The sequence below is a fragment of the Cyanobacterium sp. IPPAS B-1200 genome (assembly GCF_001747005.2).
Lineage (GTDB): Bacteria > Cyanobacteriota > Cyanobacteriia > Cyanobacteriales > Cyanobacteriaceae > Cyanobacterium.
In genome coordinates, this window is the sequence record NZ_CP182899.1 from 528,295 (window position 1) to 553,701 (window position 25,407).

Annotated in this window: 25 protein-coding genes and 1 tRNA gene; 15 read left to right on the forward strand and 11 right to left on the reverse strand. The window is 37.8% G+C overall.

Features of this window, described 5'->3' with window-relative positions:
* Positions 1–143 precede the first annotated feature (143 nt).
* Positions 144–692 carry a manganese efflux pump MntP gene (locus A5482_RS02310; protein ID WP_069789648.1) on the reverse strand — a complete coding sequence of 183 codons (549 nt, stop codon included), beginning with the start codon at positions 690–692 and terminating at the stop codon, positions 144–146.
* Between the two features lie 131 nt (positions 693–823).
* Between A5482_RS02310 and A5482_RS02315 the strand changes: the two genes are divergently transcribed.
* Entirely contained in the window at positions 824–2,041 is a 1,218-nt protein-coding gene (locus tag A5482_RS02315) for an ABC transporter permease (protein ID WP_069789622.1), read from the forward strand.
* A gap of 109 nt (positions 2,042–2,150) precedes the next feature.
* Positions 2,151–3,194 carry a D-alanine--D-alanine ligase family protein gene (locus tag A5482_RS02320; RefSeq protein ID WP_069789623.1) on the forward strand — a complete coding sequence of 348 codons (1,044 nt, stop codon included), beginning with the start codon at positions 2,151–2,153 and terminating at the stop codon, positions 3,192–3,194.
* A 175-nt stretch (positions 3,195–3,369) separates the two neighbouring features.
* Here the strand turns inward: A5482_RS02320 and A5482_RS02325 are convergent, their stop codons facing one another.
* Together A5482_RS02325 and A5482_RS02330 are read right to left on the reverse strand one after the other, a co-directional pair.
* Positions 3,370–4,488 carry an iron-containing alcohol dehydrogenase gene (locus A5482_RS02325; RefSeq protein ID WP_446684798.1) on the reverse strand — a complete coding sequence of 373 codons (1,119 nt, stop codon included), beginning with the start codon at positions 4,486–4,488 and terminating at the stop codon, positions 3,370–3,372.
* Between the two features lie 51 nt (positions 4,489–4,539).
* Entirely contained in the window at positions 4,540–4,923 is a 384-nt protein-coding gene (locus A5482_RS02330) for a hypothetical protein (protein ID WP_069789624.1), read from the reverse strand.
* A gap of 126 nt (positions 4,924–5,049) precedes the next feature.
* Here A5482_RS02330 and A5482_RS02335 point away from each other — a divergent pair.
* The 3 genes from A5482_RS02335 (at position 5,050) to A5482_RS02345 (ending at position 7,692) form a co-directional block, all read left to right on the forward strand.
* Positions 5,050–5,122 (forward strand) — tRNA-Arg (locus A5482_RS02335).
* A 199-nt stretch (positions 5,123–5,321) separates the two neighbouring features.
* Positions 5,322–6,953, forward strand: a complete 1,632-nt coding sequence (locus tag A5482_RS02340) for a hypothetical protein (protein WP_069789625.1) — start codon at positions 5,322–5,324, stop codon at positions 6,951–6,953.
* 292 nt (positions 6,954–7,245) lie between these two features.
* Entirely contained in the window at positions 7,246–7,692 is a 447-nt protein-coding gene (locus tag A5482_RS02345) for a DUF3531 family protein (protein WP_069789626.1), read from the forward strand.
* A gap of 3 nt (positions 7,693–7,695) precedes the next feature.
* Here the strand turns inward: A5482_RS02345 and A5482_RS02350 are convergent, their stop codons facing one another.
* The gene (locus tag A5482_RS02350) at positions 7,696–7,935 is read right to left on the reverse strand and encodes a hypothetical protein (protein ID WP_069789627.1); all 240 of its coding nucleotides are present in this window, start codon (positions 7,933–7,935) and stop codon (positions 7,696–7,698) included.
* A gap of 231 nt (positions 7,936–8,166) precedes the next feature.
* Here A5482_RS02350 and A5482_RS02355 point away from each other — a divergent pair, with 231 nt between their 5' ends.
* The gene (locus A5482_RS02355) at positions 8,167–8,883 is read left to right on the forward strand and encodes a hypothetical protein (RefSeq protein ID WP_069789628.1); all 717 of its coding nucleotides are present in this window, start codon (positions 8,167–8,169) and stop codon (positions 8,881–8,883) included.
* Between the two features lie 88 nt (positions 8,884–8,971).
* On the opposite strand, the gene A5482_RS02360 is transcribed toward A5482_RS02355, so the two are convergent.
* Positions 8,972–9,868: a septal ring lytic transglycosylase RlpA family protein gene (locus tag A5482_RS02360; RefSeq protein WP_069789629.1), complete on the reverse strand. Its 897-nt coding sequence runs from the start codon at positions 9,866–9,868 to the stop codon at positions 8,972–8,974.
* Positions 9,869–10,464: 596 nt separating this feature from the next.
* Here A5482_RS02360 and purM point away from each other — a divergent pair.
* Positions 10,465–11,490: a phosphoribosylformylglycinamidine cyclo-ligase gene (gene purM, locus A5482_RS02365; protein WP_069789630.1), complete on the forward strand. Its 1,026-nt coding sequence runs from the start codon at positions 10,465–10,467 to the stop codon at positions 11,488–11,490.
* A gap of 112 nt (positions 11,491–11,602) precedes the next feature.
* Here purM and A5482_RS02370 read toward each other — a convergent pair whose 3' ends face one another.
* Complete coding sequence (locus A5482_RS02370; protein ID WP_069789649.1) at positions 11,603–12,112, reverse strand: inorganic diphosphatase; 510 nt, start codon at positions 12,110–12,112, stop codon at positions 11,603–11,605.
* Between the two features lie 187 nt (positions 12,113–12,299).
* Between A5482_RS02370 and sufC the strand changes: the two genes are divergently transcribed.
* From sufC to cobQ, 7 genes are all read left to right on the forward strand, one after another.
* The gene (gene sufC, locus A5482_RS02375; protein ID WP_069789631.1) at positions 12,300–13,070 is read left to right on the forward strand and encodes a Fe-S cluster assembly ATPase SufC; all 771 of its coding nucleotides are present in this window, start codon (positions 12,300–12,302) and stop codon (positions 13,068–13,070) included.
* A gap of 215 nt (positions 13,071–13,285) precedes the next feature.
* Entirely contained in the window at positions 13,286–14,659 is a 1,374-nt protein-coding gene (gene sufD, locus A5482_RS02380) for a Fe-S cluster assembly protein SufD (protein ID WP_069789632.1), read from the forward strand.
* A 219-nt stretch (positions 14,660–14,878) separates the two neighbouring features.
* Entirely contained in the window at positions 14,879–16,357 is a 1,479-nt protein-coding gene (locus A5482_RS02385; RefSeq protein WP_069789633.1) for a UDP-N-acetylmuramoyl-L-alanyl-D-glutamate--2,6-diaminopimelate ligase, read from the forward strand.
* Between the two features lie 207 nt (positions 16,358–16,564).
* Positions 16,565–17,344 carry a segregation/condensation protein A gene (locus A5482_RS02390; protein ID WP_069789634.1) on the forward strand — a complete coding sequence of 260 codons (780 nt, stop codon included), beginning with the start codon at positions 16,565–16,567 and terminating at the stop codon, positions 17,342–17,344.
* Between the two features lie 442 nt (positions 17,345–17,786).
* A complete protein-coding gene (locus A5482_RS02395) occupies positions 17,787–18,956 on the forward strand; it encodes a histidine kinase (RefSeq protein WP_083260364.1) in 1,170 nt (389 codons plus the stop codon).
* 315 nt (positions 18,957–19,271) lie between these two features.
* The gene (locus A5482_RS02400; RefSeq protein WP_069789635.1) at positions 19,272–19,721 is read left to right on the forward strand and encodes a pentapeptide repeat-containing protein; all 450 of its coding nucleotides are present in this window, start codon (positions 19,272–19,274) and stop codon (positions 19,719–19,721) included.
* A gap of 175 nt (positions 19,722–19,896) precedes the next feature.
* On the forward strand, positions 19,897–21,378 hold the full coding sequence (gene cobQ / locus A5482_RS02405; RefSeq protein ID WP_069789636.1) for a cobyric acid synthase CobQ: 1,482 nt from the start codon (positions 19,897–19,899) through the stop codon (positions 21,376–21,378).
* On the opposite strand, the gene ribE is transcribed toward cobQ, so the two are convergent.
* From ribE to A5482_RS02420, 3 genes are all read right to left on the reverse strand, one after another.
* Positions 21,379–22,068, reverse strand: a complete 690-nt coding sequence (ribE, locus tag A5482_RS02410) for a riboflavin synthase (RefSeq protein ID WP_069789637.1) — start codon at positions 22,066–22,068, stop codon at positions 21,379–21,381.
* A 131-nt stretch (positions 22,069–22,199) separates the two neighbouring features.
* Complete coding sequence (locus A5482_RS02415) at positions 22,200–22,454, reverse strand: TIGR03643 family protein (protein ID WP_069789638.1); 255 nt, start codon at positions 22,452–22,454, stop codon at positions 22,200–22,202.
* 9 nt (positions 22,455–22,463) lie between these two features.
* Entirely contained in the window at positions 22,464–23,015 is a 552-nt protein-coding gene (locus A5482_RS02420) for a peroxiredoxin (protein WP_069789651.1), read from the reverse strand.
* Between the two features lie 99 nt (positions 23,016–23,114).
* Here A5482_RS02420 and A5482_RS02425 point away from each other — a divergent pair, with 99 nt between their 5' ends.
* Positions 23,115–23,423, forward strand: coding sequence for a monovalent cation/H(+) antiporter subunit G (locus tag A5482_RS02425; RefSeq protein ID WP_069789639.1), 309 nt, complete (start codon positions 23,115–23,117; stop codon positions 23,421–23,423).
* A gap of 44 nt (positions 23,424–23,467) precedes the next feature.
* Here the strand turns inward: A5482_RS02425 and rpsN are convergent, their stop codons facing one another.
* Entirely contained in the window at positions 23,468–23,770 is a 303-nt protein-coding gene (gene rpsN / locus A5482_RS02430) for a 30S ribosomal protein S14 (RefSeq protein WP_069789640.1), read from the reverse strand.
* Between the two features lie 188 nt (positions 23,771–23,958).
* Positions 23,959–25,350 (reverse strand): NAD-dependent malic enzyme, encoded by a 1,392-nt coding sequence (locus A5482_RS02435; RefSeq protein WP_069789641.1) that lies wholly within the window; start codon positions 25,348–25,350, stop codon positions 23,959–23,961.
* Positions 25,351–25,407 lie beyond the last annotated feature (57 nt).

Genomic DNA, 25,407 nt, shown 5'->3' on the forward strand with positions numbered 1-25,407 from the left:
TATGGCGTTGCACGGGTTATGGTATGAAATATTATTAAATTACAACAAATATCCTATATTACTACCATTGCCCATTCCCCGCCTAAAGTAAAAATCATATCTAAATTCAGCAATAACAGAATTATTTACTCAAGCCCTAATTCCTAAAGTAGTAAAATTCTCAAACCGAGGAAAATAAGGATAATACCACCAATCATTTCCGCTTGTTTGTCAAAGAGATGTCCGAATTTGCCCCCTAAAATCACCCCAGCAAAAGAGAGAGAAAAGGTAATAATCCCCACGGCAATTAAAAGATTAACAATGCCCGATTCAACCAAGGAAAAACTTAAGCCCACTGCCAAAGAATCAACGCTAGTGGCGATCGCCAAGCCAAACAAACTATAAAGATTACGGGGGTTTTTATCCAATTTTTCCTCCCCATCTTCCATGGCTTCCATGATCATTTTTATACCGATAAAACCAAGTAAAATAAAAGCAATCCAATCATCAAAACTAGGAAGAAAATCACGAAATATTAAACCAAAAAACCAGCCAATAATGGGCATTAAAACCTGGAAACTGCCAAAAAAAGTCGCTATTAATAAAGCATCTTTAAATTGAACTTTTTTGATAGTTAGGCCACTACATACAGACACAGCAAAAGCATCCATTGCTAGGCCAAAAGAGGTTAATAAAATAGTAACTAAATTCACGATTAATAATAAGAATAAAAATAAATAACCATTCATATTGTAATGCTTTTTCTCCATTACCAGCTTTTGAAATTCTGTTTTAAAATAGAAAATATATTTTGATAAAATTATGAAAAAAAGATGAGAGAAAGATGAAACTAATTGACACTCTAAAAATGGCTACCACCACCCTAATGGCCAACAAAATGCGTAGTAGTCTCACTATGCTTGGTATCGTCATTGGTAACGCTTCTGTTATTGGCATGATTGGCATTGGACAAGGGGCGCAACAATTAGCCTCCGAACAATTTGAATCTTTAGGGGCTAACGTTTTATTTGTCATTCCGGGTAACAGACAAAGTCGGCGTACCACCTTTGAAACTCCTAATACTCTTGTACTAAGTGATGCAGAGGCGATCGCATCTCAGGTGCCTAGTGTGGAAAATGTATCACCCCAAATCAATGGTCGTTTTCTTGTCACCGCAGGAAGTAGAAATAATAATGTTTTAGTCACGGGTGTCACCCCCGAATTTTTACCTGTGCGTACTTTCGTGGTGGAAAAAGGACGCTTTTTTGATGATACCGAAGTAAGTCGCAGTGTCAGAGTAGCAGTCATTGGACCGGAAATTGCCACTCAGTTTTTTCCCAACCAAAATCCCATCGGGCAGACCGTCAAAGTGAGAAACGTTAATTTTGAGGTAATCGGTGTAATGGAGGCAAAAGGCTCGTTTCTAGGCACTAATCAGGATGAAACTGTGTATATACCCCTAACCACCATGGCAAATCAATTGGTGGGGCGTACATCTCAATTTGGGACGCAGGTAAACGTCATTAACGTGTCTGCAAAGGATTCTAACAGCATTGAAGCCGCTAGATTTCAAATCGAAAATTTACTCCGACTCCGTCATAAAATTGTGGGGGAAGATGATTTTGTGGTAGAAACCCAAAAGGATGTTTTAAGCATCGTTGATACTGTTACAGGGGGTTTAACCATCATGTTGGCGGCCATTTCGGCTATCTCCCTTTTGGTGGGGGGCATCGGGGTAATGAATATTATGCTCGTTTCTGTCACCGAAAGGACTCAGGAAATCGGACTTCGTAAGGCCATTGGGGCAACGGAAGAAAATATCCTCTTACAATTTCTCATCGAAGCGGTGATTATTTCTGCGGCGGGGGGTGTGGTTGGTACAGCCATTGGGGTGGGTGGTTTAACCTTGGTGGGTTTACTTTCTCCTTTACCCACTACGGCTTCTCCTGTGGCGGTTGCCCTTGCGGTAAGCGTTTCTGGGGGCATAGGGCTATTTTTTGGCGTCGTACCCGCCAGACAGGCGGCAAAATTAGATCCCATTGTGGCGTTACGCAGTGCTTAAATAATTGAAAATTGACAATGGATAATGGATAATTACAGGGATTGATATTATCGGCTCTATGTTATAAAACAAGAGTTGATTATGGATTATTTATTAGAACAAAATAAAAATGACGGCAATAAAGGTAGGACTCTTATTTGGTGGACGTTCTGGAGAACATCAGGTTTCCATTAAATCGGCACGGGCGATCGCAAAAGCCCTAGAAACAGGAGAGAATAAGGAAAAATATCAGGTAATTCCCTTTTATATCAATCAAAATGGAGTATGGTTAGAGCCTGAAAAATCAGCGCAAATCTTAGCATCAGGCATCGCTGACGACACCGATTATCAAGGCTCAAAATGGCAATTTCCAGCCCCATGTCAAGAAATACAAGTGTGGTTTCCCATCCTACATGGACCTAACGGAGAAGATGGCACAGTACAAGGATTATTAACCCTGATGGATGTACCCTTTGTGGGAAGTGGTGTTTTGGGTTCGGCTTTGGGTATGGATAAGATTGCCATGAAAAATGCCTTTGCCCAAGCCCAACTGCCTCAAGTTGCCTATGTTGCCGTTACCAGAGATGAAGTTTTGTCTGGCCCCTGTGTGTTTCCGAAAATGTGCGATCGCATAGATGAAACCCTTGGCTATCCCTGCTTTGTAAAACCTGCTAACCTAGGCTCATCTGTGGGTATTGCCAAAGCCAACACCCGTCAAGAATTAGAAGAAGCCCTCGACATGGCAGCCCAATATGATACCCGTATCATCGTTGAAGCGGGAGTAAAAGCCAGAGAAGTAGAGTGCGCTGTATTGGGCAACGCCCAAGCCAAAGCCTCCGTGGTGGGCGAAATTACCTATGATGCCGATTTTTATGACTACGAAACTAAATATACCGACGGTAAAGCCCAGTTAATCATCCCCTCCCAACTACCTCAAAATATCGTTAACCAAATTCAAGAAATGTCCCTCAACGCATTCCATGCCCTCAATTGTCAAGGGTTATCAAGGGTGGACTTTTTCTATGTGGAAGAAACAGGGGAAGTGTTAATCAACGAAATCAATACCCTACCCGGATTTACTGCCCTCAGTATGTATCCTCAATTGTGGGAAGCATCAGGGGTGAAATTTGCTGATTTGGTGGACAAATTAATTGATTTTGCCCTCAATCCATAGTCAAACGAAATGTTAAGGATTACTTCGATTTTTTTGTCCCCCCTTGCAAGGGCAGGGGGATTTTCTACACAATCGATTAATAACACTTGATCTAAATTATGGTTTACCAAACATTAATATTATGCTGAAATCATAAAATAACAAGCATTTTAACCTAACACCTAATCCCTAAAACTTAAACAACGGTAGTTGATACCATAGCTGCCACCAATGGCTCAGGTTTTACAACGAAAGGCAGACGATGAATATCAGACTTTGGTTGACAGGCAATTTGGGCACAGTGGCGTAATTCCTCAAGGGTAATTTTATCTAAACCCAAATCCTCAAGGGTGCAAGGTAAACCAAGGGTTTGATAAAACTTGATTAACTGTTGCCTTGAAGTAGCCGCCAATTTATTATTATCTAGCATTTCCTCCAGTCTCAGTTGCACGAGGATGCCGTAAGATACCTTTGCCCCGTGGAGGTTGTGATGACTATGGGGTAAATGGGTAAGGGCATTATGCACCGCATGGGCAGCCACCGTGCGACAATTTGCACCCCCCAAACCACCGCTTACCCCTGCTAGTAATACCGTGGCATCTACCACCTCTTTCCAATCTTCGCTGAGGGGATGGGAAATAGCACTTTCTGCCTTTTGAAATAAAATATCCCTTAACACCCTAGCCTGTTGTACCGCTGCAATGGTCAATGTAGCGCTCGAATTGCCACTACTAATAGAAGCCTCGTACCACTTGGCGATCGCATCTCCAATCCCTGCTATGAGAGTGTGAGGGGGGGCAGAGGCAATCAAACCATAATCCAAAATCAACAAATCAGGACAACTTCTCAAACTCACATCGTACAAAAAAGCCCCCTCCTGAGAATAAATATTACTCAAAGCAGTCCACCCCGCACAAGTCGCCCCAGAAGTGGGAATAGTAACCACAGGCAACCCAGCCTTAAAAGCCACTAACTTAGCCATATCCAAAGCCTTACCACCTCCAACACCGATGACAAAATCTGCCTCATGGGATTTTACCAACCCCTCCAACCTTGTCAAAGAAACCTCGCAACAATCAGGGGCATAACTTCCACTACCAGCCGTTAAACCATACTCCTCAAAAATAGGCGCCAAATAACCATCAATTACCCTCAAAGTATTATCACCACCCACCACCATAGGGCGTTTACCCAGTTGAGCAATTTCACCCCCAGCATTTTTTAAACAATTATCCCCCTTCACTATCCTAGCGGGGGCAATCTGTAAACTAAAAACTTCCGTCGCCTTACTCACTACCGATTTTGTTTTACTCATAGATAAACTTAAATCTAAAAACTTCAAATTGAATAACTTAAACCATTACCCCTAATCATTATTAGCCAGTAACTGATAACTCAGAGGCTCGCAAAAACCATCAATACCCTGCCTAAGTGCATAAATAATAACAGGAGTAACCAACAAAGGAGGACAAATTTTACGCTCTAATAAATATTTTACGGCAGGTTCAATGTAATTGTCCTGTAAATCTTGCCTCAAATCTTGATGACAAATAGCAACTCGACATCTTTTTGCCATACCCTCAAGCCAGTCTATTCTATCAGGACTTTGCCCAATAGACAGAGCGATATTAGTAGCAGAATCTACCAAATCACCCTCACAATCCTCAATAATTTCTAAAGCCCTCAGAGCAATCTCACAATCTTCTAATTGCTCTCGATAATAACTAATTTCTTCCCTACTTAGTTCCATTTATTCCTGCACCAATGTAATTACCACTGTTAAAATTATAGCTGCACCTTATCAATATTATTTTTCAAGGAGATAAAAAATACTTTGTCAATGAACAAAAAAAATGGTATCTTATATATTTATTATGGGTGCGTAGCTCAGGGGATAGAGCACCAGATTCCGGTTCTGGGTGTCGGGGGTTCGAATCCCTCCGTACTCGTTGTTTTAACTATTTCATAGCCATAGTCATAGACTTTTGAGCGGTCATAATTTTGTTAATATTTTTTCCCTGCAGATTTAGCTATTTAGTTTGTTTATGGGTTAAAAAAATAAATGATTTTCTGTGATTTAGAAAAAGTTCTATACTATGAATCATGAAGGAACAATCCTTTTAAAATAAAAACCTACTGACGTTTGCCATGTCTTCTAACCAAGAATCATCCGCTCGCTACAAAAGTAGATTACTTAATTTTTTCAATCGTCAGTACTTAAAAATTAATTCATCTTTGGGCATATCGGTAAGGCAATTTACTCAAACCGTCAACACAGGAATCGCCACAATTCTTTATCCTCTTTATGTACTATTAAAAAATACAAAGAAAATAGGTAATATCTTTACAGGTACTTCAGAAAATACTCCTAAAAAACAACTAAATAAAACTTCCGAACAAGTATCCTCAGACTATATCTTAGAACAAGTATCAGAGCAAATAATTGATATTCCTGAAATACCCAAACTAAAGAGAAAATCAGTCAAAGGTTTAGCCAGTTTAATTGATAATCATAATATCGTTATCGCTAAACCTAAAAATCAAATAAAAATAGTTTTTCCTCCTCGTCATCAAGAAGAGATTAAAACGATAATTGATACCGTTATTACTGAATATAAAACGGAGAAAGGATTACTAACTACAGAAAACTCCAATGATAAAAAGCAACTTAAACCTTCCTTTAATTTAATTAATCCCTTTAAACTTTTTTCTCGAAATCGTAAAATAAGCCAAGATTTAGAACAACTAAAAAAATCTGATTTAATCTCAACTCAGCCCCCAGAAGAAACATCATTAAATAGTCAAAATATTGAGCCAGATTCTAATAAAGTTATTCTTTTTATTGATAAACTATTTTTCAAAATTGAGAAGGGAGCTTTAACAGTATTAAAAAAAGAAGAGAGTATAGTTAAATCTCAAGAAAATAATTCGCAGTCATTGGATAATGTTAATAAACAGGAAAAAACTTATTTTGTAGCATTAATAGAGGCTGTAATTAATTACTTTTTTAGTTCAAAAGATATAGATAATAAAGATATTGAGAATGATAAATCTGGTAATTATACTTTAAAAGAAAGACATCATCTATCAAAAACTAATAAAGAAATTACCCAACAAATTCAGGGAATAGTTACTCAAAGCCAAGAAATTTTACCAGTAATACAAGCTAAAACAGAAAAGCTGATGGTTAAAGGTTTAAATCAGGCTTCTGTGATAAAAAGTAAATTTGATAATGTAATTACCCATGATGATAATCCCCTTAATATTCAAGCCTTGATATGGGCTGCGATCGATTATTTTTTCAATATTAAACTTGATAAAGATAAACCCCTAACCTTCTCTCAAAGCACAAAGGAATTATTTCTAATTGATGGACAAGTCAGCGATCCTTGGTTATCGTGGGAAGACTTGTATGTAGAGAAAAACCCTCTTCAGTTTCAAGATAACCAAGACAAAAATATTGACCATAAAAGCGTTGTCCATACTCCTCTAAAAAAAAATTTGTCCGTATCAAAAAAAAAGGTAGATACTCACAAAGATTTGATAGCCAAAGTAACATCAGAAAGTAAAACTATTACCTTGGTAGATGAACAAAAATCTAATGATGTACAAAAACATCCCTCCGAAGGTGAAATAGAAGCCAAGGTTATTACCATGGGTTATGAAAAACACTTTTTAGAAATTATCCTCGAAAAATTAGATGTTTTAATATTAACGATGGAAAACTTTATTTTAAATATAGTTAATTTTTTTAAATCATTAATCCAAAGATTTTTTTAAAAAACTAATTCTTACTAACAATTTGTGGATTAGCTTAGTGAAATTAACGATAAGTTTAGTTATAAGAATAGTCCCACCTTAAAAAAAATACTTGGTATTTTCTTTTAAATTTATTTAATGATTTTCACTTATTACCATAGTCTAAATAAAATAGTTTTATCTTTCTTATTAGATTATATATTATATAAGTATTCTTGAAAATATTTTAGGTTTAAATAAAGCCCGATCGCCCTTTATTTAAAGATAGAAATAATGGTATAATTTAGAGTGATAATAAGGAGATAAAATAAAAATGGAAGTATTATTTAGAGAAATTAACCCTTTTGATTTATGGGTATGGATCGAGTTTGAAACAGTACCGAAAGAAATGGAAAGACAATATATTGAAGAGTTATTTAATTCTTGGTTTTTTCTCGGTAAATTAGGAGGATATAATGCGGAAAACTTACAAGTTCAAGAGGTAGGAATTGACATCAGTTATATGAACTATGACACTGATTATGCAGAAAATTCGATGATGTCTTTGATGCACAATATGGGGGAATTTGAGTTTCTGGGTAACTGGGGTAGATGTTGGTTAGATCTTGGCACCAGTGACCTAGTTTCCATTGATATTTTAATCAATTCCTTGAGAGAACTTTCCAAGGATTATGTAACCATTAATCAGTTAATTATCGGCGGCGAAAATTCCGATTGGCCTGTGGAAACTAACCCCGAAGATAAGTTTATGGAAGAGTAACTTTTAGGACCCGAATTTTTCGTTCCATTTTTTTATTAACCAACTAGAAAAAGCACCCAAAAATAAAATTCCGATGGCTGGGTTGAATACGGGTTGCCATAGTTTGTACCAAATCTCCCAACCCAGTGTAATACCCATGGATTTACCCACAAGGGCGATCGCAAACCAACCAAAACTGATGATGACTAAAAAAACATCAGCCATCAAAAAACGATCCAACCAAATCAAAAACTTTTCTCGCATTAATCAAAAAAACCGATAGAGTTAACAAAAATCAATAATAGAGTTTGAAAAACTAAGTATAAGTCAAATTCAGTTATAATTAACAACAAGTTGATCTCTATCATAAAGGCAAGAGTGTCACAAAGTATAGTTAATTTTCTACTATGCTTATGTTTTTGCTGTTTTCGAGGGTAAAAAAAGAGAAATCCCACTCATAGCAATACAACCAAAAACCATCATATTGATTAAAGAATGTCTAAAGTTATTGTAATAGTCAATGCCCAAGTCGAGCAGGGAAAAATATCTCCCTCAGCGCCCATCGCCCAAAAAATGGCAACGGCATTAATCAAGGGAATAATCACCACCGCCCCTGATACCGAAGTAAAAATTATGGGAGCGGCAGATTTATGGTCAAAATCGATTACTTTAGCCAATCCAAGTTCAGAATTAATTTATTGTCCCCTAACCATTAAACTACCAGAATGGTTTAACTTCAAAGCCTACAACGTTTATAAAGCCTGTTACGAGGTTGACAAAAGACGAAAATGGGTCGAACAAAACTTTAACTATCGTACCAGTACGGATCATCTTTGGTTAGGAGATTTATGGCTACCTATTATATGTACCGCCAAAGGATTAGTATATGGAGAAGTTATCGGCGAAGGAGGAATTCCCAACTCCTACGAACAACCCTACGACTTAAAAGATAGCTTACGGCAACCTCTCTATGGTCTTGCCCACGACTTATTAGAATCTATCAACGCTACCCCCGCAGTGTATCTCATGCAGTTTCGTATGGTAGATGAAACCATTATTTTCGATCGCCTTTGGCCCTTTCCTGCTACCCCTGCCATCGCCTCTATCAAAGTACAACAACCAGATTTATACACCTGCCATTGGCATTGCCTAAGCAACCAGCCCTTTACAGATATAAAAATTCCCCCATCTCCAGAACTAATTCTCAGCTAAATTCTATCATGGGGGACTATTTAATTTTGGCTAAAAGCCATTAGACGAAAGGGGTTTAAACCCCTTATTAAATTGAGTGAAATGGAAACTAACGACCCAAAACTTGGATAGTAACAGGCCCTACTCCTCTACCCTTCAAGCCGATAGCCTGAGCAGCACCCGCAGCCAAATCAATGACACGACCACCAGTAAAAGGTCCACGGTCATTAATTCTAACCACCACAGAGCGACCGTTGTTCACATTAGTAACTCTTACTTTAGTACCAAAAGGCAAAGTACGGTGAGCCGCAGTCAAAGCATTTTGGTTAAACCTTTCCCCATTAGCCGTTCTACGACCATGGAAACCAGGTCCATACCAAGAAGCAATACCCCGAATTACTCTACCAGTAGAACTCTTTACCGCAGTGGTACTTGCCAATTGTGTTTCTGGCTGATTAATAATAGTACTGATAGGCTCTGCATTTCCCAACAATCTGCGTAGGCGATTAGCCGCTTGTAAAGCATCTACTTGCGCATTGGCTGTCGAATCTGGCAAAATATTGTTATCATTGATAGCAACGAGATCTTGCTCATCGTATTGAATAAGATATTCCGCTTTTTGGTCATCCCAACGTACAGCAATTTTATTGGCATCAGCCTGTTGTTGATGAAGTTGGTCAAGGCGAGAGGCTAAATCCTTCGCTCTAGTGCTAGTTTCTACTTCATTTTCGCCTACGAAGGTAAGTAGGGGAATATTTTGGAAGTGTAAAGTGGCGGCCTGTTTCGATTGCCAGTTATGGGAATAAATTCTGCTAGTTAAAAATTCTTCTGCGACATTGTCTAGTTGTACAGCAACAGGATTGTGTGCCTGAGAAGTACCTGCTGTATTTTGATCCGAGAAATTCGCTGTATTAGCTCTTACATTAGGGGCGATGGTTAAACCCGATACTCCTAAAATAATGGTGATGGCTGACTTAACAGCGTTGTTCCAAGTGTTTGTAAGCATAGTTTTTTCTTTATTGAATGAGATCAAAACCCCGAATACGGGTTTATTCTGTTTCTTACTCCTAGATAATGGAATGTTTACATTCGTTAATAAATTTTGACTCTACCTAAGTTAACACGTCATTTTTGCTTGGGGGGTAATAAATACTTATTCAAAAAAGATAAAACTTCAGTATTCCTTATTTGGGTTGAAAACCCAAGAGTAACCCACTATATTAGTAGGTTTATTTACTTTTTTTTTCGGTGTTTTAGTTAAAGAAAACTAATCAATGGGGTGATAATTTATAGTTTTTTATCGTTGATGGAATCTAAAAATAGAGTCAAAGTAAAAAATAAAGACGAGAAAACCCCTTGAAGGTTAGCCACAATCAGAAAAATTGCCAGATTACGCCCAGATTTACTGCAAAATATCTAATTATTCCCCAATCACTTTTTAAAACTGATTCCATCAAAACCATAAAAAATCCAGTTAATAATGGTATGATTTCCCCTAGTAAAGTGATAGTAATTTGATCACAAAACGAGATAAGAATAAATGATCATATTAGCTAACATGATTACTGTCATAATTTATTGTTATTTAAAAACCTAGAAAATATGGATTATAAACAGGCTGGAGTTGATATTGAAGCAGGAAGAGAATTTGTTAATAAAATTGGTTCAGCGGTAGAAAGCACTTATCGTCAGGGCGTTTTAGGAGGTTTAGGTGGTTTTGGTGGTTGTTTTGAAATTCCTTCTGGCTACAAACAACCTGTTTTAATTTCCGGCACCGATGGAGTAGGTACAAAGTTAAAAATAGCCCATCAACTAAATCGTCATGACACCGTGGGTATAGATTTAGTTGCCATGTGTGTCAATGATATTTTGACATCAGGCGCCGAGCCATTATTTTTCCTTGATTATTTAGCCACAGGTAAATTAAATCCCAGTCAATTAGAAGAAGTGGTAGTAGGCATTGCCCAAGGATGTAAAGAAAGTGGTTGTGCCTTACTCGGTGGAGAAACCGCAGAGATGCCAGGTTTTTATCAGGTAGGGGAATATGATTTGGCTGGTTTTTGTGTGGGAATTGTGGAAAAAGCATCTATTTTAGACGGAAAAGATGTACAAATAGGAGATCAGGCGATCGCCCTTAGCAGCAGCGGCATTCATAGTAACGGCTTCTCCCTAGTACGCAAAATCATCGAAATAAGCGGACTAAACTGGGAAGACAAGCCAGAAGAATTAAGAGGATTAAGCCTCGGAGAAACCTGCCTTACCCCCACCCGCATCTATGTAAAACCAATCCTCAAAGCCCTTGAAAACAACCTCGGCATCAAAGCCATGGCACACATCACAGGAGGAGGCATCCCCGAAAACTTACCCCGTTGCCTCCCCGACAACCTCTCCATCGAAGTAAATCTCAATAGTTGGGAAACTCCCCCCATTTTTCAATGGTTAGCCAAAACAGGCAAAGTTAATCAACAAGATATGCTTGATACTTTTAACATGGGAGTAGGCTTTGTAGTGATTGTGCCACCCCACAAGGTAAAAGAAACCCTTGCATTTTTTGAAGCCGAAAATATTTCCTCCTACCATATCGGCAAAGTTATCGAAGGAAAAAAAGACATCCAATTTGTTTGTTAAACCATTTAAAGGTATCAGGTATGATCGAGGCAAGGGGTTTAAACCCCTTGTTAAAAATTTAGCTTTTCTCCCCGTAGGGTGGGCAACGCCCACCAAAAAACGAAATTATATATTATTTATAAGCCTTAACGCATTCTTGCACTAAAGGAGCAACTTGATCAACATCCTTCCAACCTAAAATTTTGGTTTCCTTTTTCTCTAAATTTTTATAAGAGCGGAAAAACTCAGCAATTTCTTCAAGACGATGGGGGGCAATATCCTTTAAAGACTTAACATGATCATAGCGAGGATCTTCGGCAGGAACACAAAGAATTTTCTCATCTCTATCTCCCCCGTCAATCATTTCCAACATTGCCACAGGGCGCGCCGCAATGACACAACCAGCAAAAGTAGGCTCATCCATCATTACCATACCATCCAAAGGATCACCATCATCGGCCAAAGTATTGGGTACAAAACCATAATCGTAGGGATATTTAACAGAGGAAAATAATACTCTATCTAAAATAAAAGCATTCATATCCTTGTCAAACTCATACTTATTTTTGCTTCCCCCAGGGATTTCCACTAAAACATTGATTAAACCAGCCTTGGGTTGTGCGGGAATACGAGACAAATCCATGTAAAAATTCTCCTTCATAAAACTTATTCATACGCCTATTTATTTAATCACAGATCCGACTCATGGAGTTTTTTTAACAAGCAAAAAAGAATAAAACAACAAAAATGTTGCTAAAGTACCTTAGAATAGATCCACAGAAGAAAATATATAAAAATTAGTAACGCTCACCAGTATTAAATAACTTATTATGACTGAAACCATATTATCTGTTCGTAACCTCAGCACCTCCGTAGATGGCACCCCTATTCTGAAGGGAGTAAATTTAGAAATAAAAGCAGGGGAAGTACACGCTATTATGGGGCGAAATGGCTCTGGAAAAAGTACCCTTTCCAAAGTTTTAACGGGGCATCCTGAATATGAAGTAACAGGGGGAGAAGTAATCTATAAAGGGGAAAACTTATTAGATAAAGAGCCTGATGAGAGGGCTTTGGCTGGTATTTTCTTGGCTTTTCAATATCCTTTAGAAATCCCTGGGGTAAGTAATTTAGACTTTTTGAGGGTGGCTTATAATGCCCGTTGTAAATTTTTAGGTTTAGAAGAAATCGACGCTTTTGATTTTGAAGATTTAATTGAGGAAAAATTGGGCATTGTCAAAATGGATTCTGCTTTCCTTAGTCGCAGCTTAAATGAGGGTTTTTCTGGGGGAGAGAAAAAGCGTAATGAAATCTTACAAATGGCTTTATTAGAACCTACTTTGGGCATTTTAGATGAAATTGATTCTGGATTAGATATTGATGCTTTACGCATTGTTTCTGAGGGGGTAAATCAGTTACAAAAACCTGATAATGCTTTCTTATTAATTACCCATTATCAAAGATTGTTGGACTATATTAAGCCTGATTTTATTCATGTAATGTCCCAAGGAAAAATTGTCTTAAGTGGTGATAAGAGTTTGGCTCTTGAGTTGGAAGAAAGGGGTTATGATTTCTTGGAAGATGAGCAATTAGTAGAGGTTTAATTTATTAATTCACCAAGAATATTACGTCAATGAAATTTATTTTGATGACGAGGTATCAAAACTTGGTGATAAGGGGAAAAATTCTCTGGCAAGGGGAAAATTTTTTTGCAAGGGGAAGATTTCTCTGGCAAGGGGCTTAAGCCCCTTGTTAAAGGAAGTGTGTTTTTAAGTGTTAGGTTTATTATTTTTTGTTGTAAATTTTATAATATATTTTTATGTCTGATTCAGTGGCTACTTTAAATCCTAATAACTTTCAAGTCAATAATGATGCTTATTTAGGTGGTTTATTACAGGTAGGAGAAAGTAACAAAACTAATTTTGATGGTCATTTAGGCAGTTTTATTGAACAGGTAAGACAAAAATCTGCTAATGAGGTGGTGAAGTCAAATATTCCTACGAGTAAGGATGAAGCATGGCGTTTTACTGATTTAACTGCTTTACAAAATATAGATTTTCATGCCCCTACTAAACAAAATTTATCTGAGGTTATTTTAGATGGTTTTAAGTTAGAGGAAGCCCCTAATTCTAGGCTAGTTTTTGTCAACGGTTTTTATGATGCAAAGTTATCTGATGTATCAGCATTACCTGATGGAATATATGTGGGTAATTTAGCTAATTTAGATGAGGATAAAAAAGAAAATGTTAGTAGTTTTTTAACTAAAAATCAACCTGAAAATGAGGTTTTTTCTGCTCTAAATACGGCAGGAATTAATGATGCTTTTGTGGTATGGGTAGATAAAAATATAGAAGTTGATACTCCCATTCATTTACTGCACATTGTCGCAAAGGAGGATTTACCCATTCTGGTGCAACCTCGTATTTTGATAGTGGGAGAGGTTAATTCTCGTTTTAATGTAGTGGAATATTATGGGGCAACGGCTTTTGGTTGTTCCGATTCTGTCCGTGGGCAGTATTATTTTACTAATACGGCGACAGAGATTCATTTACAGGAAAATGCTTCTTTAACTCACTCTCGTATTCAACGGGAATCGGGGGATGGTTTTCATATTGGCTTAAGTGCGATCGCCCAGCACCGTAACAGTAGTTATACTATAAATGAAATCAGTTTAGGTGGAAAATTGTACCGTCACAACCTAGACATTCTCCAAAAAGGTGAACAAACCCACACTAACCTCCATGGTTTATCCATGGTACAAGGAAAACAGATTGCTGATACCCATAGCCATGTGAGCTTAAATCATCCCTATGGTACCGTAAATCAACTTCATAAATACATCTTAGATGACTCTGGACACGGTATTTTTAACGGCAGGGTAAATGTGCCAAAACTAGCCCAAGAAACCAATGCTACCCAGTTAAATCGCAATTTATTGTTATCTCCCAAAGCAAGAATTAACACCAAACCAGAGTTACAGATTACTGCGGATAACGTGAAATGCGCCCATGGGGCAACCGTCAGTCAATTAGAAGCAGACGAAATTTTTTATCTTCGCAGCCGTGGTTTAAATGAAAATGATGCCCGTCATCTTTTACTTGATGCTTTTGCCGCTGAGATTATCGATAAAATTCCTTATAAATCCCTCATTCAACGGTTAACTCAGTGTGTCGCCTGTCGCACCATTGATTAACAATACTCTCACCCTCAACCCCTCTCCCAAAGGCGAGGGGCATAATTTTTTAAAGTTGGGTTTATTACCCCACAAAAGCAGATGATGAGCTATTAGTCATTATCACTACTAATTAATTTATTATTTTATTACCATTGCCCATTCCCTGTTCCCCATTCCCTAAAATATTGCTATAACATAGTTAAAAATCTTTTATTGTTAAGTGAGGGGTAAAGTTTGATGAAATTACGTCAATTATTGTCCAATTTAGAACAAATTAACTCTATTCCTGAGCATCCTGCTTTGGATTTTGAAGTTAAAGGAATTGTGACTAACTCTCAGTTGGTGTCATCAGGGGATGTCTTTATCGGGATGCCAGGCACAAGGGTTGATGGAGGAGAATTTTGGCAAAGTGCTTTGGCACAAGGGGCGATCGCCTCTATAATAAGTAAACAAGCCTATGATAGACACCCCCCCACAAAATCTGATTGCGTCATCGTAGCCAACGATATGAATGATGTTTGTGCGCAAATAGCCAGTAAGTTTTATGGTTATCCTAGCCAAAAAATAACCATGGTAGGGGTTACAGGCACCAATGGGAAAACTACCACCACTCATTTAATCGAATTTTTCTTACAACAAGCCCATAAAAAAACCGCCCTCTTTGGCACCCTTTACGCCCGTTGGCAAGACTATCAAAAAACCGCCAGTCATACTACCCCCTTCGCCATAGATTTACAAGGACAGTTATCAGAAGCCCTAAACGCTGGAAACCAATATGCCATAATGGAAGTAAGCTCCCATGCCCTCGCCCAAAAAAGAATAAAAGGGTGTCATTTTGATGTGGCTGTATTTACCAATTTAACCCAAGATCACCTCGATTATCACAAAGATATGGAGGATTATTTTCAAGCCAAAGCCCTTCTATTCAACAAAGAATATCTCCAAGGTAAAGCCATTATTAACTATGATGACCCCTATGGACAAAGATTGATCAAATCGGTGGAAAATGTCTGGAGTTATAGTGTTACCAATACGGAAGCGGATTTGTACACCAGCGATTTAGTATATCAAGCCAATGGAGTGGAAGGAATTTTGCACACCCCCCAAGGGCAAATTAAATTTTCTTCTCCCCTTGTTGGGCAGTTTAACCTAGCAAATCTTTTGGCAGGGGTGGGGGCAGTATTGCAACTGGGTATTGATTTAGATACCATTGCCCAAGGTTTACCACAGTTTAAAGGGGTGCCGGGGCGCATGGAAAGGGTGGAGGCGAAACCTAATCAGGATGTTACTGTTATTGTGGATTATGCCCATACCCCCGATAGTTTGGAAAATTTACTCAAAGCATCCCGTCCTTTTATTAAGGGTAAAATGATATGTGTGTTTGGTTGTGGGGGCGATCGCGATCGCACCAAACGCCCTATAATGGGTAAAATAGCGGCGGATTTAGCCGATGTGGTGGTGGTAACTTCCGATAACCCTCGCACAGAAAACCCCACTCAAATCCTTGAAGATATTTTGACGGGTATTCCTAATCATATCAAACCTATTGTACAGGGCGATCGCTCCTTAGCTATTCAAACCGCCATCAAAACCGCCCAAGCAGGTGACGGAGTCTTAATTGCAGGAAAAGGCCATGAAGACTATCAAATTTTAGGCACCGAAAAAATTCATTTTGATGACAGAGAAGAAGCCCAAAAAGCCCTCATAAATAATTGAGAATTAATAATTGATAATGGAGAATTAAATCTGAGTTTAATTATTCCATTAAAGTTTCCCTTTCTCCCCTCAAAAGGGGAGATGCCGAAGGCAGAGAGGTAGGGCATTTAGAGACAAAGCAACAATTTTTTTTGACAGTCCATCACTCAAACCAAATTTTAACAAAGGGTTTCAACCCCTTACCCCTCAACTGAATTTAACATCATAATGAAAAATAATAGTCCTGGTAGTGAAGCCATTGCCATGTTAATTGACTTAGCCCAAAAAGGGGAAATTAATCCTTGGGATGTAAAAGTCATAGAAATAATAGATCGTTTTTTAGCAGAATTAAACTTAAAAGAAAGTCATACCATAGATATTTTAGACCAAGACTTATCCCACTCAGGGCAAGTAATGTTATGGGCATCAATGCTCGTTTTATTAAAAGCAGATACCCTCGAAAAACTAGGTCAAAAAGAAATAGAAAATGAAGATATTTATATAGAAGAAGATCTTGAAAATACTATCAGAAAAAGACATCTACAATCAAACTTAGAACAACAAATAAAAAGAAGAACCTCAGCCCTTCCTCCTCGCAAAAGAAGAGTTACATTATCAGAATTTATTACTCAACTGCAAGACATTGAAAAAGAGTTAAAGAAAGCTAGTAACCTTCATGGACTAAATTTAAATAAAAAAAGAAAATATACCAAGAAACAGGCTTTAAAAACTATTACTGAGTTAGCCCATGACGAAAACTTAACTCAACTAGCCCAAGATTTAAACATATTTTTAACTAAAAATTTATCTCGTATATCTGAAACCCGAGAGCAAATAAAACTAGAACAATTAGTAACCTCTTGGAGTCAATATCAAGAAACTCCTAAAAAAGATAAAGTAGGAGTATTTTGGGCATTATTACTACTATCATCCCAGTCAAAAGTAGAACTATCTCAAGAAGAATTTTATCAAGACATTGATATACAAATTTTAATAGATAATGAATAAATTATTGAGTTTATAATTCATAGAAAAATAAATATTTTATAATAACATAAATATTACAAACTCAAGAAGTAAAAAAATAAAAGTGAATAAATACTTTTTTATTAATAACTAAATCTTAATTAAGTAGGTTGGCGAAATTAATTATAGCTCTTATTTTATTAAGACTCTTATGAACAAGGGGTTTAAACCCCTTGCCTAAATCGATTTAATTATGCCTACTTACTTAGCGTAAATTCACCAATAATTTTAAATATTTCGGTACATTGGTATATACATAAATTAAAATATTACACGCACCGTTACTTTCTATTTTTGTGTCTTCCCGAGAAAAACATCAAATATTTATCAAAAAAAATATCCTCACAGTAAAATAAAACCTAGAAAATACTATAAATTGGTAATAGTAGCAACAAAAATATGCCCATGGGGAGTGATATTCACGATGTATCCATCAGACAGTGATTTAATTTTTGGCGAAGATAAGGGTAAAAGTATAGAACAAACAAAAAAATCTCTTCAACTATTATTATTTGTTGATAATCGTCATAGTTCGCAGAAAAATATTCTAGAAATAAAAACTTATCTTCAAAGTCTAACCCGTGATTATCAATTTCAGTTAGAAGTATTAGAAATTAGTAAATATCCCCATCTGGTAGAACATTTTAAACTGGTTGCTACTCCATCCCTCGTGAAAGTTAATCCAGCCCCCCAACAAACCCTTGCAGGAAGTGATTTAACTGCTCAGTTGCAGAAATGGTGGGATAAGTGGCAACACTCTTTGACTCAAAATTTCGATACAGAAACAGGTGCAAAAGATTCTATTTTAGAAACTTGTTTACCTTCTTCTGAGTTGATTCGTTTGAGTGATGATATTTTTCAGCTGAGGCAAGAAGTGGAAAATTTGCAACAACAATTGGATTTTAAAGATCAAATGTTGGCGATGTTGGTACATGATTTACGTAATCCTTTAACTGCTGCATCTATTGCGGTAGAAACCATTGAATTGGCTATGAATGAAGTTGATCAAGAGAAGTTATTTCAGCTACAAAAGAAACTTTGTAAACAGGCTAAAAAGCAGTTTAAAGTGATGAATAAAATGATTACTGATTTATTAGAAACATCGAAAAAGACCAATCATCAACTCAATATTATACCTATTAAAGTTAATTTACCTAGTTTATGTAATGATTTACTTAATAGCTTTAGTGAAAAAATTAAGATTAAAAATCAATATTTGGTCAAAGATATTCCCCAAGATTTACCTGCAGTATATGCTGATCCAGAATTGATTTATCAAGTGTTGGTTAATTTGATTGAAAATGCTATTAAATATACTCCCAATCAAGGAAAAATTACCGTTGCTATTCTTCATAAAACTACTCAAAAAATAGAAGTTAGTGTCATTGATACAGGTTCGGGTATCCCCCCAGAAAAAAAAGAGCTTATTTTTGATGGTCATTTTCGTTTAGAAAGGGATATAAAACAAGAAGGGTATGGTATTGGATTGGCTCTTTGTCGTCAGGTAATTAATGCTCATTACGGTCAAATTTGGGTTGATGATAATGGAAATCAGGGCAGCTGTTTTCGCTTTACCCTACCTGTGTATCTTTAATTATTTGTTATTATAGAAGTATAGCAATTAATAAAGATCAAGTTAGTAGAAATACTTTTTATAGTCTTTGATAAATAAGAGTTATAAACTAATCATCCTATTATTTAACTATTAAGGCAATCATTAATTTATATTAATTTGATTAATTATAAATGCTTAATTTTAATGTTGAGTCTTATTTATCTTTAAAAGCTAGTTTATTACTTTTTATGACTAGATAGATAAAACTAATTGCTTTGTAAAATCCTTGTAATATTAATAGATATATTAGGAAAATAAAGATAAAATACCATATATAGATAGGGGGAAAAATTTATGAAAAATTTATTAACTGTTGTGGCAGTACCCTGTGCGATCGCCCTTAGTGTTATGGTAAGCCCTGAAGCGATCGCCCAAAATGCTGACCATGTAAAACAACTGATAGAAACAAACCAATGTATGGGCTGTGACTTAAGGAATGCAGACTTACAAGAAACTCATCTTATCGGTGCAGACTTGAGAAACGCAGACTTAAGAGGAGCAAATCTACGTTACGCCAACCTAGAAGGCGCAGACTTAGACGGTGCAAACCTTGCTTATGCTGACCTTCATCGGGCATTTTTAACCAATGCAACCATGAACTATGCAAACCTAAACAATGCGAACCTAGCCTATGCTACTCTGTTTGATACTCATGTTGATAATGCCTTTATACACAACCTCAACATTGAAGAAGCAACCATTTACAATACAAATATCGGTGTAGGCGGACAATATCCTGATTAAAAAACTATGATTAAAATTTACCTAAAGCAGAGCCTCTTTCATTAGTGAAAAGGGGCTGTTTTTTTTGTTACTTTATTAATTGGATAGGGTAAGCTATAAAGCAATATTAATGCAAAATAACAATTAAACAACTTAACCCAACGACGATATTTTTCCCAACAACTAAAATAAATAAATGAAAGCAATTATGGTTGTGGGTACCACATCCCACGCAGGAAAATCGACCCTTGTGGCTGCGCTATGTCGTCTTTTTTGGCGTAAAGGATGGTTAGTAACTCCATTTAAAGGAGAAAATATGGCGTCCGATGGCTACCTCACCAGCAGTGGGGGAGAAATCGGCTATCCTCAAGCCTTTCAAGCATGGGCGGCTAAAACAACTCCCAGGGTAGAGATGAATCCTGTACTCCTAAAACCCCATGGAGAAATGACATCCCAAGTGCTTTTTCAAGGTCATTTGGTAGGAGTAGCCCATGCCCAAGAATATTATCAAAAATACTTTGAGCAAGGTTGGGAAATTATCAAAGAGTCTTTATCAACCCTCGGACAAGAATTTAATCTTGTTATTTGTGAAGGGGTAGGTAGCCCCGCAGAAATTAACCTGAAACATCAGGATTTAGCTAACATGAAGATTGCAACCCATCTTAATGCCGATACTGTTTTGGTGGCAGACATAGAAAGAGGGGGAGTTTTTGCCCACATAGTAGGAACTTTAGCACTCCTCGAACCCCAAGAAAGAGCTTTAGTTAAAGGAATTGTGATTAATAAGTTTCGGGGAGATAAGTCTATCCTCAATTCTGGCATTGAATGGCTAGAGGAATATACGGGCATACCAATTTTGGGGGTAGTGCCTTGGTTTGATACGGAGTCTCTTTCTCAAGACTCTTTCCAATTATTAAAACGCACCCATGGTAAAGGTCATCACTATTTACACATAAAAATTATCAAGTTACCGAAAATTTACAATTTTACTGATTTTGATCCCCTCGAAGCAGAAGATCATGTTTTAATAGAGTACATAGAACCCCATGAGGACATAGGGTTTCCCGATGCGGTAATAATTCCAGGTACTCAAGCCACCATTGCTGATTTGATGGTATTAGAAAAAACGGGAATGAAACAAAGAATTCTGGAATATGAAAAAACAGGAGGCACAGTATTTGGCATTTGTGGTGGTTATCAAATGCTAGGACATCGAATTTTAGATCCTGAAAATTTTGAGAGTATTTCTCCCGAAACAGAAGGTATTGACTTGTTACCCATTGAAACTACCCTCAAACCTGAAAAAATTACCCGTCAACGGGAAATATCAGCCAATTATCCTCAAGGTGGTTTTCCTGTGGATGGTTATGAAATTCATCAGGGTTATACAGAGTTGGTTACTCCTTTGGTGAAAAAACGTAAAATCAAATGTATGTCTTTATTTGATGATCCTAGTTTAGGGCTGGTTAATGAAAGTTTGTCGGTGTGGGGTTGTTATCTCCATGGTATTTTTGATAATGGTGCCTGGAGGCGCTCGTGGTTAAATCATCTGCGCCATAAGCGAGGTTTACCATCTTTGCCCACGGGAATATCTAATTATCGTCAGCATAGGGAGGAGTTAATTGATACGTTGGCGGATTATATGGAGAAGTATTTAGATTTGAGTAGTTTTTATTAATTATCCATATCCATGCTGGGCTAAAAAATCTAGGGTGATGTCTGCTTGTATGGGTTGTTTTCCAAGACGATGACTAATTAGTCTGTCAACATATTTACCGAGAATGTCGCTTTCTAGGTTTACCCAATCACCTATTTTTAATTGAGCGAGGTTTGTATCAGCATAGGTAACTGGTATTACTGCCACTTTAAAGCAACTACCATCGCTATCACACTCGGCAATGGTAAGGCTGATACCGTTAACCGCAATACTAGCTTTTGACACGATATAGGGGGCGAGATATTTTTCCCACTCAACTTTAAGGGTGGGGGGGCTAGAAAAGGTCATTTCCCACGCTTGTTGGGTTTGCTTTGATTCTGTTAGGCAGCCAATACCGTCCACATGACCACTAACAAAATGCCCTCCGATTTTACTGCCCACTCTCAAGGAGGTTTCTAGGTTTACGGGGCTTTGATTTTGGGTACTTCTGGCTAGGGTTGTCCTTTGGAGGGTTTCGGGGGAGGCGGTGGCAACAAAGCCATCTTTAGTAATTTTTTCGACGGTGAGACAAACTCCGTCCACGGCTATACTGTCTCCTAATTCTAAGTCGTGGGTGATTTTTTTGCTATGGTTTTGGTTAATGGCGATCGCATATAAATCATTACCTAAAGATTTAACTTTCCCTGTACCTTGTATTAATCCTGTAAACACTCTTAAATTAGTTTATGCGAAATAGCTGGTTATTTTCCCTAACTGTATCACAAAAAAAGAAGGGCAAATCTTACCACTTGGCGTACTGCGGAGCAGATCCCTGCGGGATCGCCCCTCTAACTAAATTAAAACTAAGTTTTTTGATTATCAGACTTAAACCGAGTCACCAGAAAATCTCTTTTCTTGAGATGCTTTGTTTTCCTACCAGAAACCCGTTTGCGCCACATCCTAAAACTAGAACTTTTCATTTCCTTTCTCATCAAAGCAATCACCTGCTTTTCCGACAAACCAAACTGTAACTCAATGGCATCAAAAGTAGTTCTATCCTCCCATGCCATCTCCACCACCCTATCAATGTCCTCCTGACTAAGTTTTGGTAATTTCATCACAACTCCTTAACTAACTTGTAGCTCATCAAGGGTAGCCAAAACCTCCTGACTGTGAATCACAGGACGCACCCCCAAAAACTTGGCAACCAAAACCCCTTCAGGATTTATAATATAAGTATGGCGTAAAGAACGACCAGTTAACCAAGAGCCATAGGCCTTACTAACCTTACCATCGGTATCCGCCAACAAAGGAAACTTTAAACCCTCAGAATCACAAAAATCCTCGTGGGATTGCACATCATCCACGCTAATACCCACAATTTGAGTATTTCTTTTCTCATATTCGGCTAAATCTCGTTGAAATCTTTGCGCCTCAAGGGTACAACCGGGGGTAAAGTCTTGGGGATAAAAATAAACCACTACCCACTTACCCCGAAAATCATTTAAAGAAACCTCTATATCTTCACCATTGCTAGGGAGAGAGAATTCTGGGGCGGGCTCATTTAAAGTGGGTTGGATTCCTCCCAAAGCTAGAGCAGGACTAGAAAACCCCAACCATAAACACACCGAAAAAATTAAAGCAACAATTACATTGCTCTTCAAAATGGATTTCCACATGATCAAAAATAAACTTAAAATATAATGACAAGGAATAGACTCCTTCAACACCATCGATCATAACTTGAAAAGGAAATCTCGAGGACACAAAACAAATCTATGACTGATATATTCACTTATTTTTTTATTACCATTGGTATATTTTTCTGGTTTTGGGGTACATCATCCTTACTATCATCAAGGACAGTATTATATAAAATCCACAATCTCACGGTTTCTGATAGTTTAGGCTCAATTTTAATTATTGTAGGATTACTATTTCAGATTCCCCGAGAATTTCCCTTGCTCATTCTCGCTATTATCTCTATCGCCATCTGGAATACAATGTTGAGTTACGTTTATGCCTATTGTTCTACCGCCGAAGAAGAACAAACAACAATTACCGTGGAAAACGAATCAACGACATAAAAAAAAGGGCAAGGAATAAACCTTTGCCCCTGAAGAAACCCTTTTTACCAACTAGATTTAACAACCCCAGGCAATAAACCTTTGTGAGCCCATTCTCTGAGAACATTACGAGATAAACCAAAGTCACTGTAATAGCCTCTAGGTCTTCCAGTAACCCAACAACGGTTGCGTTGACGTACGGGGGAACTGTTGAGGGGTAATTGTTGTAATTGACGCTGAAGTTCTAATTTTTCTAAGGGATCTTGAGCTTGTTTGAATTGCTCTTTTAGTTCAGCCCTTTTGTCAGCATATTTTGCAATTAGTTTTGCACGTTTTGCTTCCCGTGCAATCATAGATTTTTTAGCCATTTAAATTATTTTTTCGTATAAACACAGCAAATTATATCATAACCGATTTTACCGTCCTCTGTCAGTGGCAGGGGTGATTCATTGTAAAATTGCTTCATTAGGGCGGGAACAGAGAATAGTTTGTCATGGAAAAGAATATTAAGCATGGAGGAATTATTGGTGGGCAATGCCCACCCTACTTTGGTTCTTTACAGTCTAGCGACTCCTGCTTCACGGGCGGCTTGTTGGACGGCGGCGGCGACGGTGGGAACGATACGTTCGTCAAACACGGAAGGAATGATGTGTTCTTTATCTAATACCGTAGGGGGTACTAAAGAGGCGATCGCCTTTGCGGCCTGTAAATACATCTCAGTGGTGAGGGTTTTGGCACGACAATCTAAGGCACCACGGAAAAGCCCAGGGAATGCCAACACGTTGTTAATCTGGTTAGGATAATCACTTCTGCCAGTGGCAATTACCGCCGCATCATCTTGGATTAATTCGGGTTGAATTTCGGGAATGGGGTTAGCCATGGCGAACACAATGGGGTCTTTTGCCATACTACGAATCATATCCCTAGTAACCACTTTGGGCGCACTTACCCCAATAAATACATCGGCACCCACGAGGGCATCTTTGAGATTTCCTTTTTGTTCCACTGCCAATGACTGTTTTTCAGGGGTCAAATTTTCCCTATCTTTACTGATAATACCCTTCGAGTCACAAAGGATGATGCCATGACATTCTGCTTTTTGCAGTAAACGGGCGATGGCAATTCCTGCTGCCCCTGCACCGTTAATAACTACTTTTATATCACTGATTTCCTTCTTAACCAATTTGAGGGCGTTAATGAGCGCCGCAATGCTGACAATGGCGGTACCATGTTGATCATCATGGAAGATGGGAAAATCTAACTCCTCCTGTAATCTTCTTTCAATTTCAAAACAACGGGGTGCGGCGATGTCTTCGAGGTTTACTCCCCCAAATACGGGCATCATATTTTTAACGGTTTGGATGATTTCTTCCACATCTTGGGTGTTGAGACACACAGGAAAAGCATCGATGTTGGCAAATTCTTTAAATAGCATGGCTTTCCCTTCCATCACTGGCAGAGCCGCCTCGGGACCCAAGTTTCCTAACCCCAAAACTGCCGAACCATCGGTAACAATGGCAATGGAGTTGCTTTTAATGGTCAAAGAGAAAACATTTTCAGGGTTATCGGCGATCGCCCGACAAATGCGCCCTACACCAGGAGTATAAGCCATGGCTAAGTCGGAGGAGGAGGAAATATGGATGCGGTTTTGAATATGGATTTTACCGCCCCGATGGATGTCGAAGGTGCGATCGCTAATATGTAATACTTTTATTTCAGGGATACTTTTAATCGCTTGAACAATTCTCTCAGCGTGTTCGGTACTTGAAGCGTCAATGTGTAATTCTCTCTTGGTAATCTTCAAACTACGCTCAATTAATAATACTTCTCCCAAACTACCACCCACATCTGCGATTGCTTGGGTAACTTTTGCTAAAGTACCAGCCCTGTTTAATAATTCTAACTTGACCGTCAAACTAAAACTAGGGTTAGGGGTTAATTCTGCCATTCCTTTTTAATACCAATAATTATAATAGTCTTTAGAATTGTAGCTCACAGAAATTTT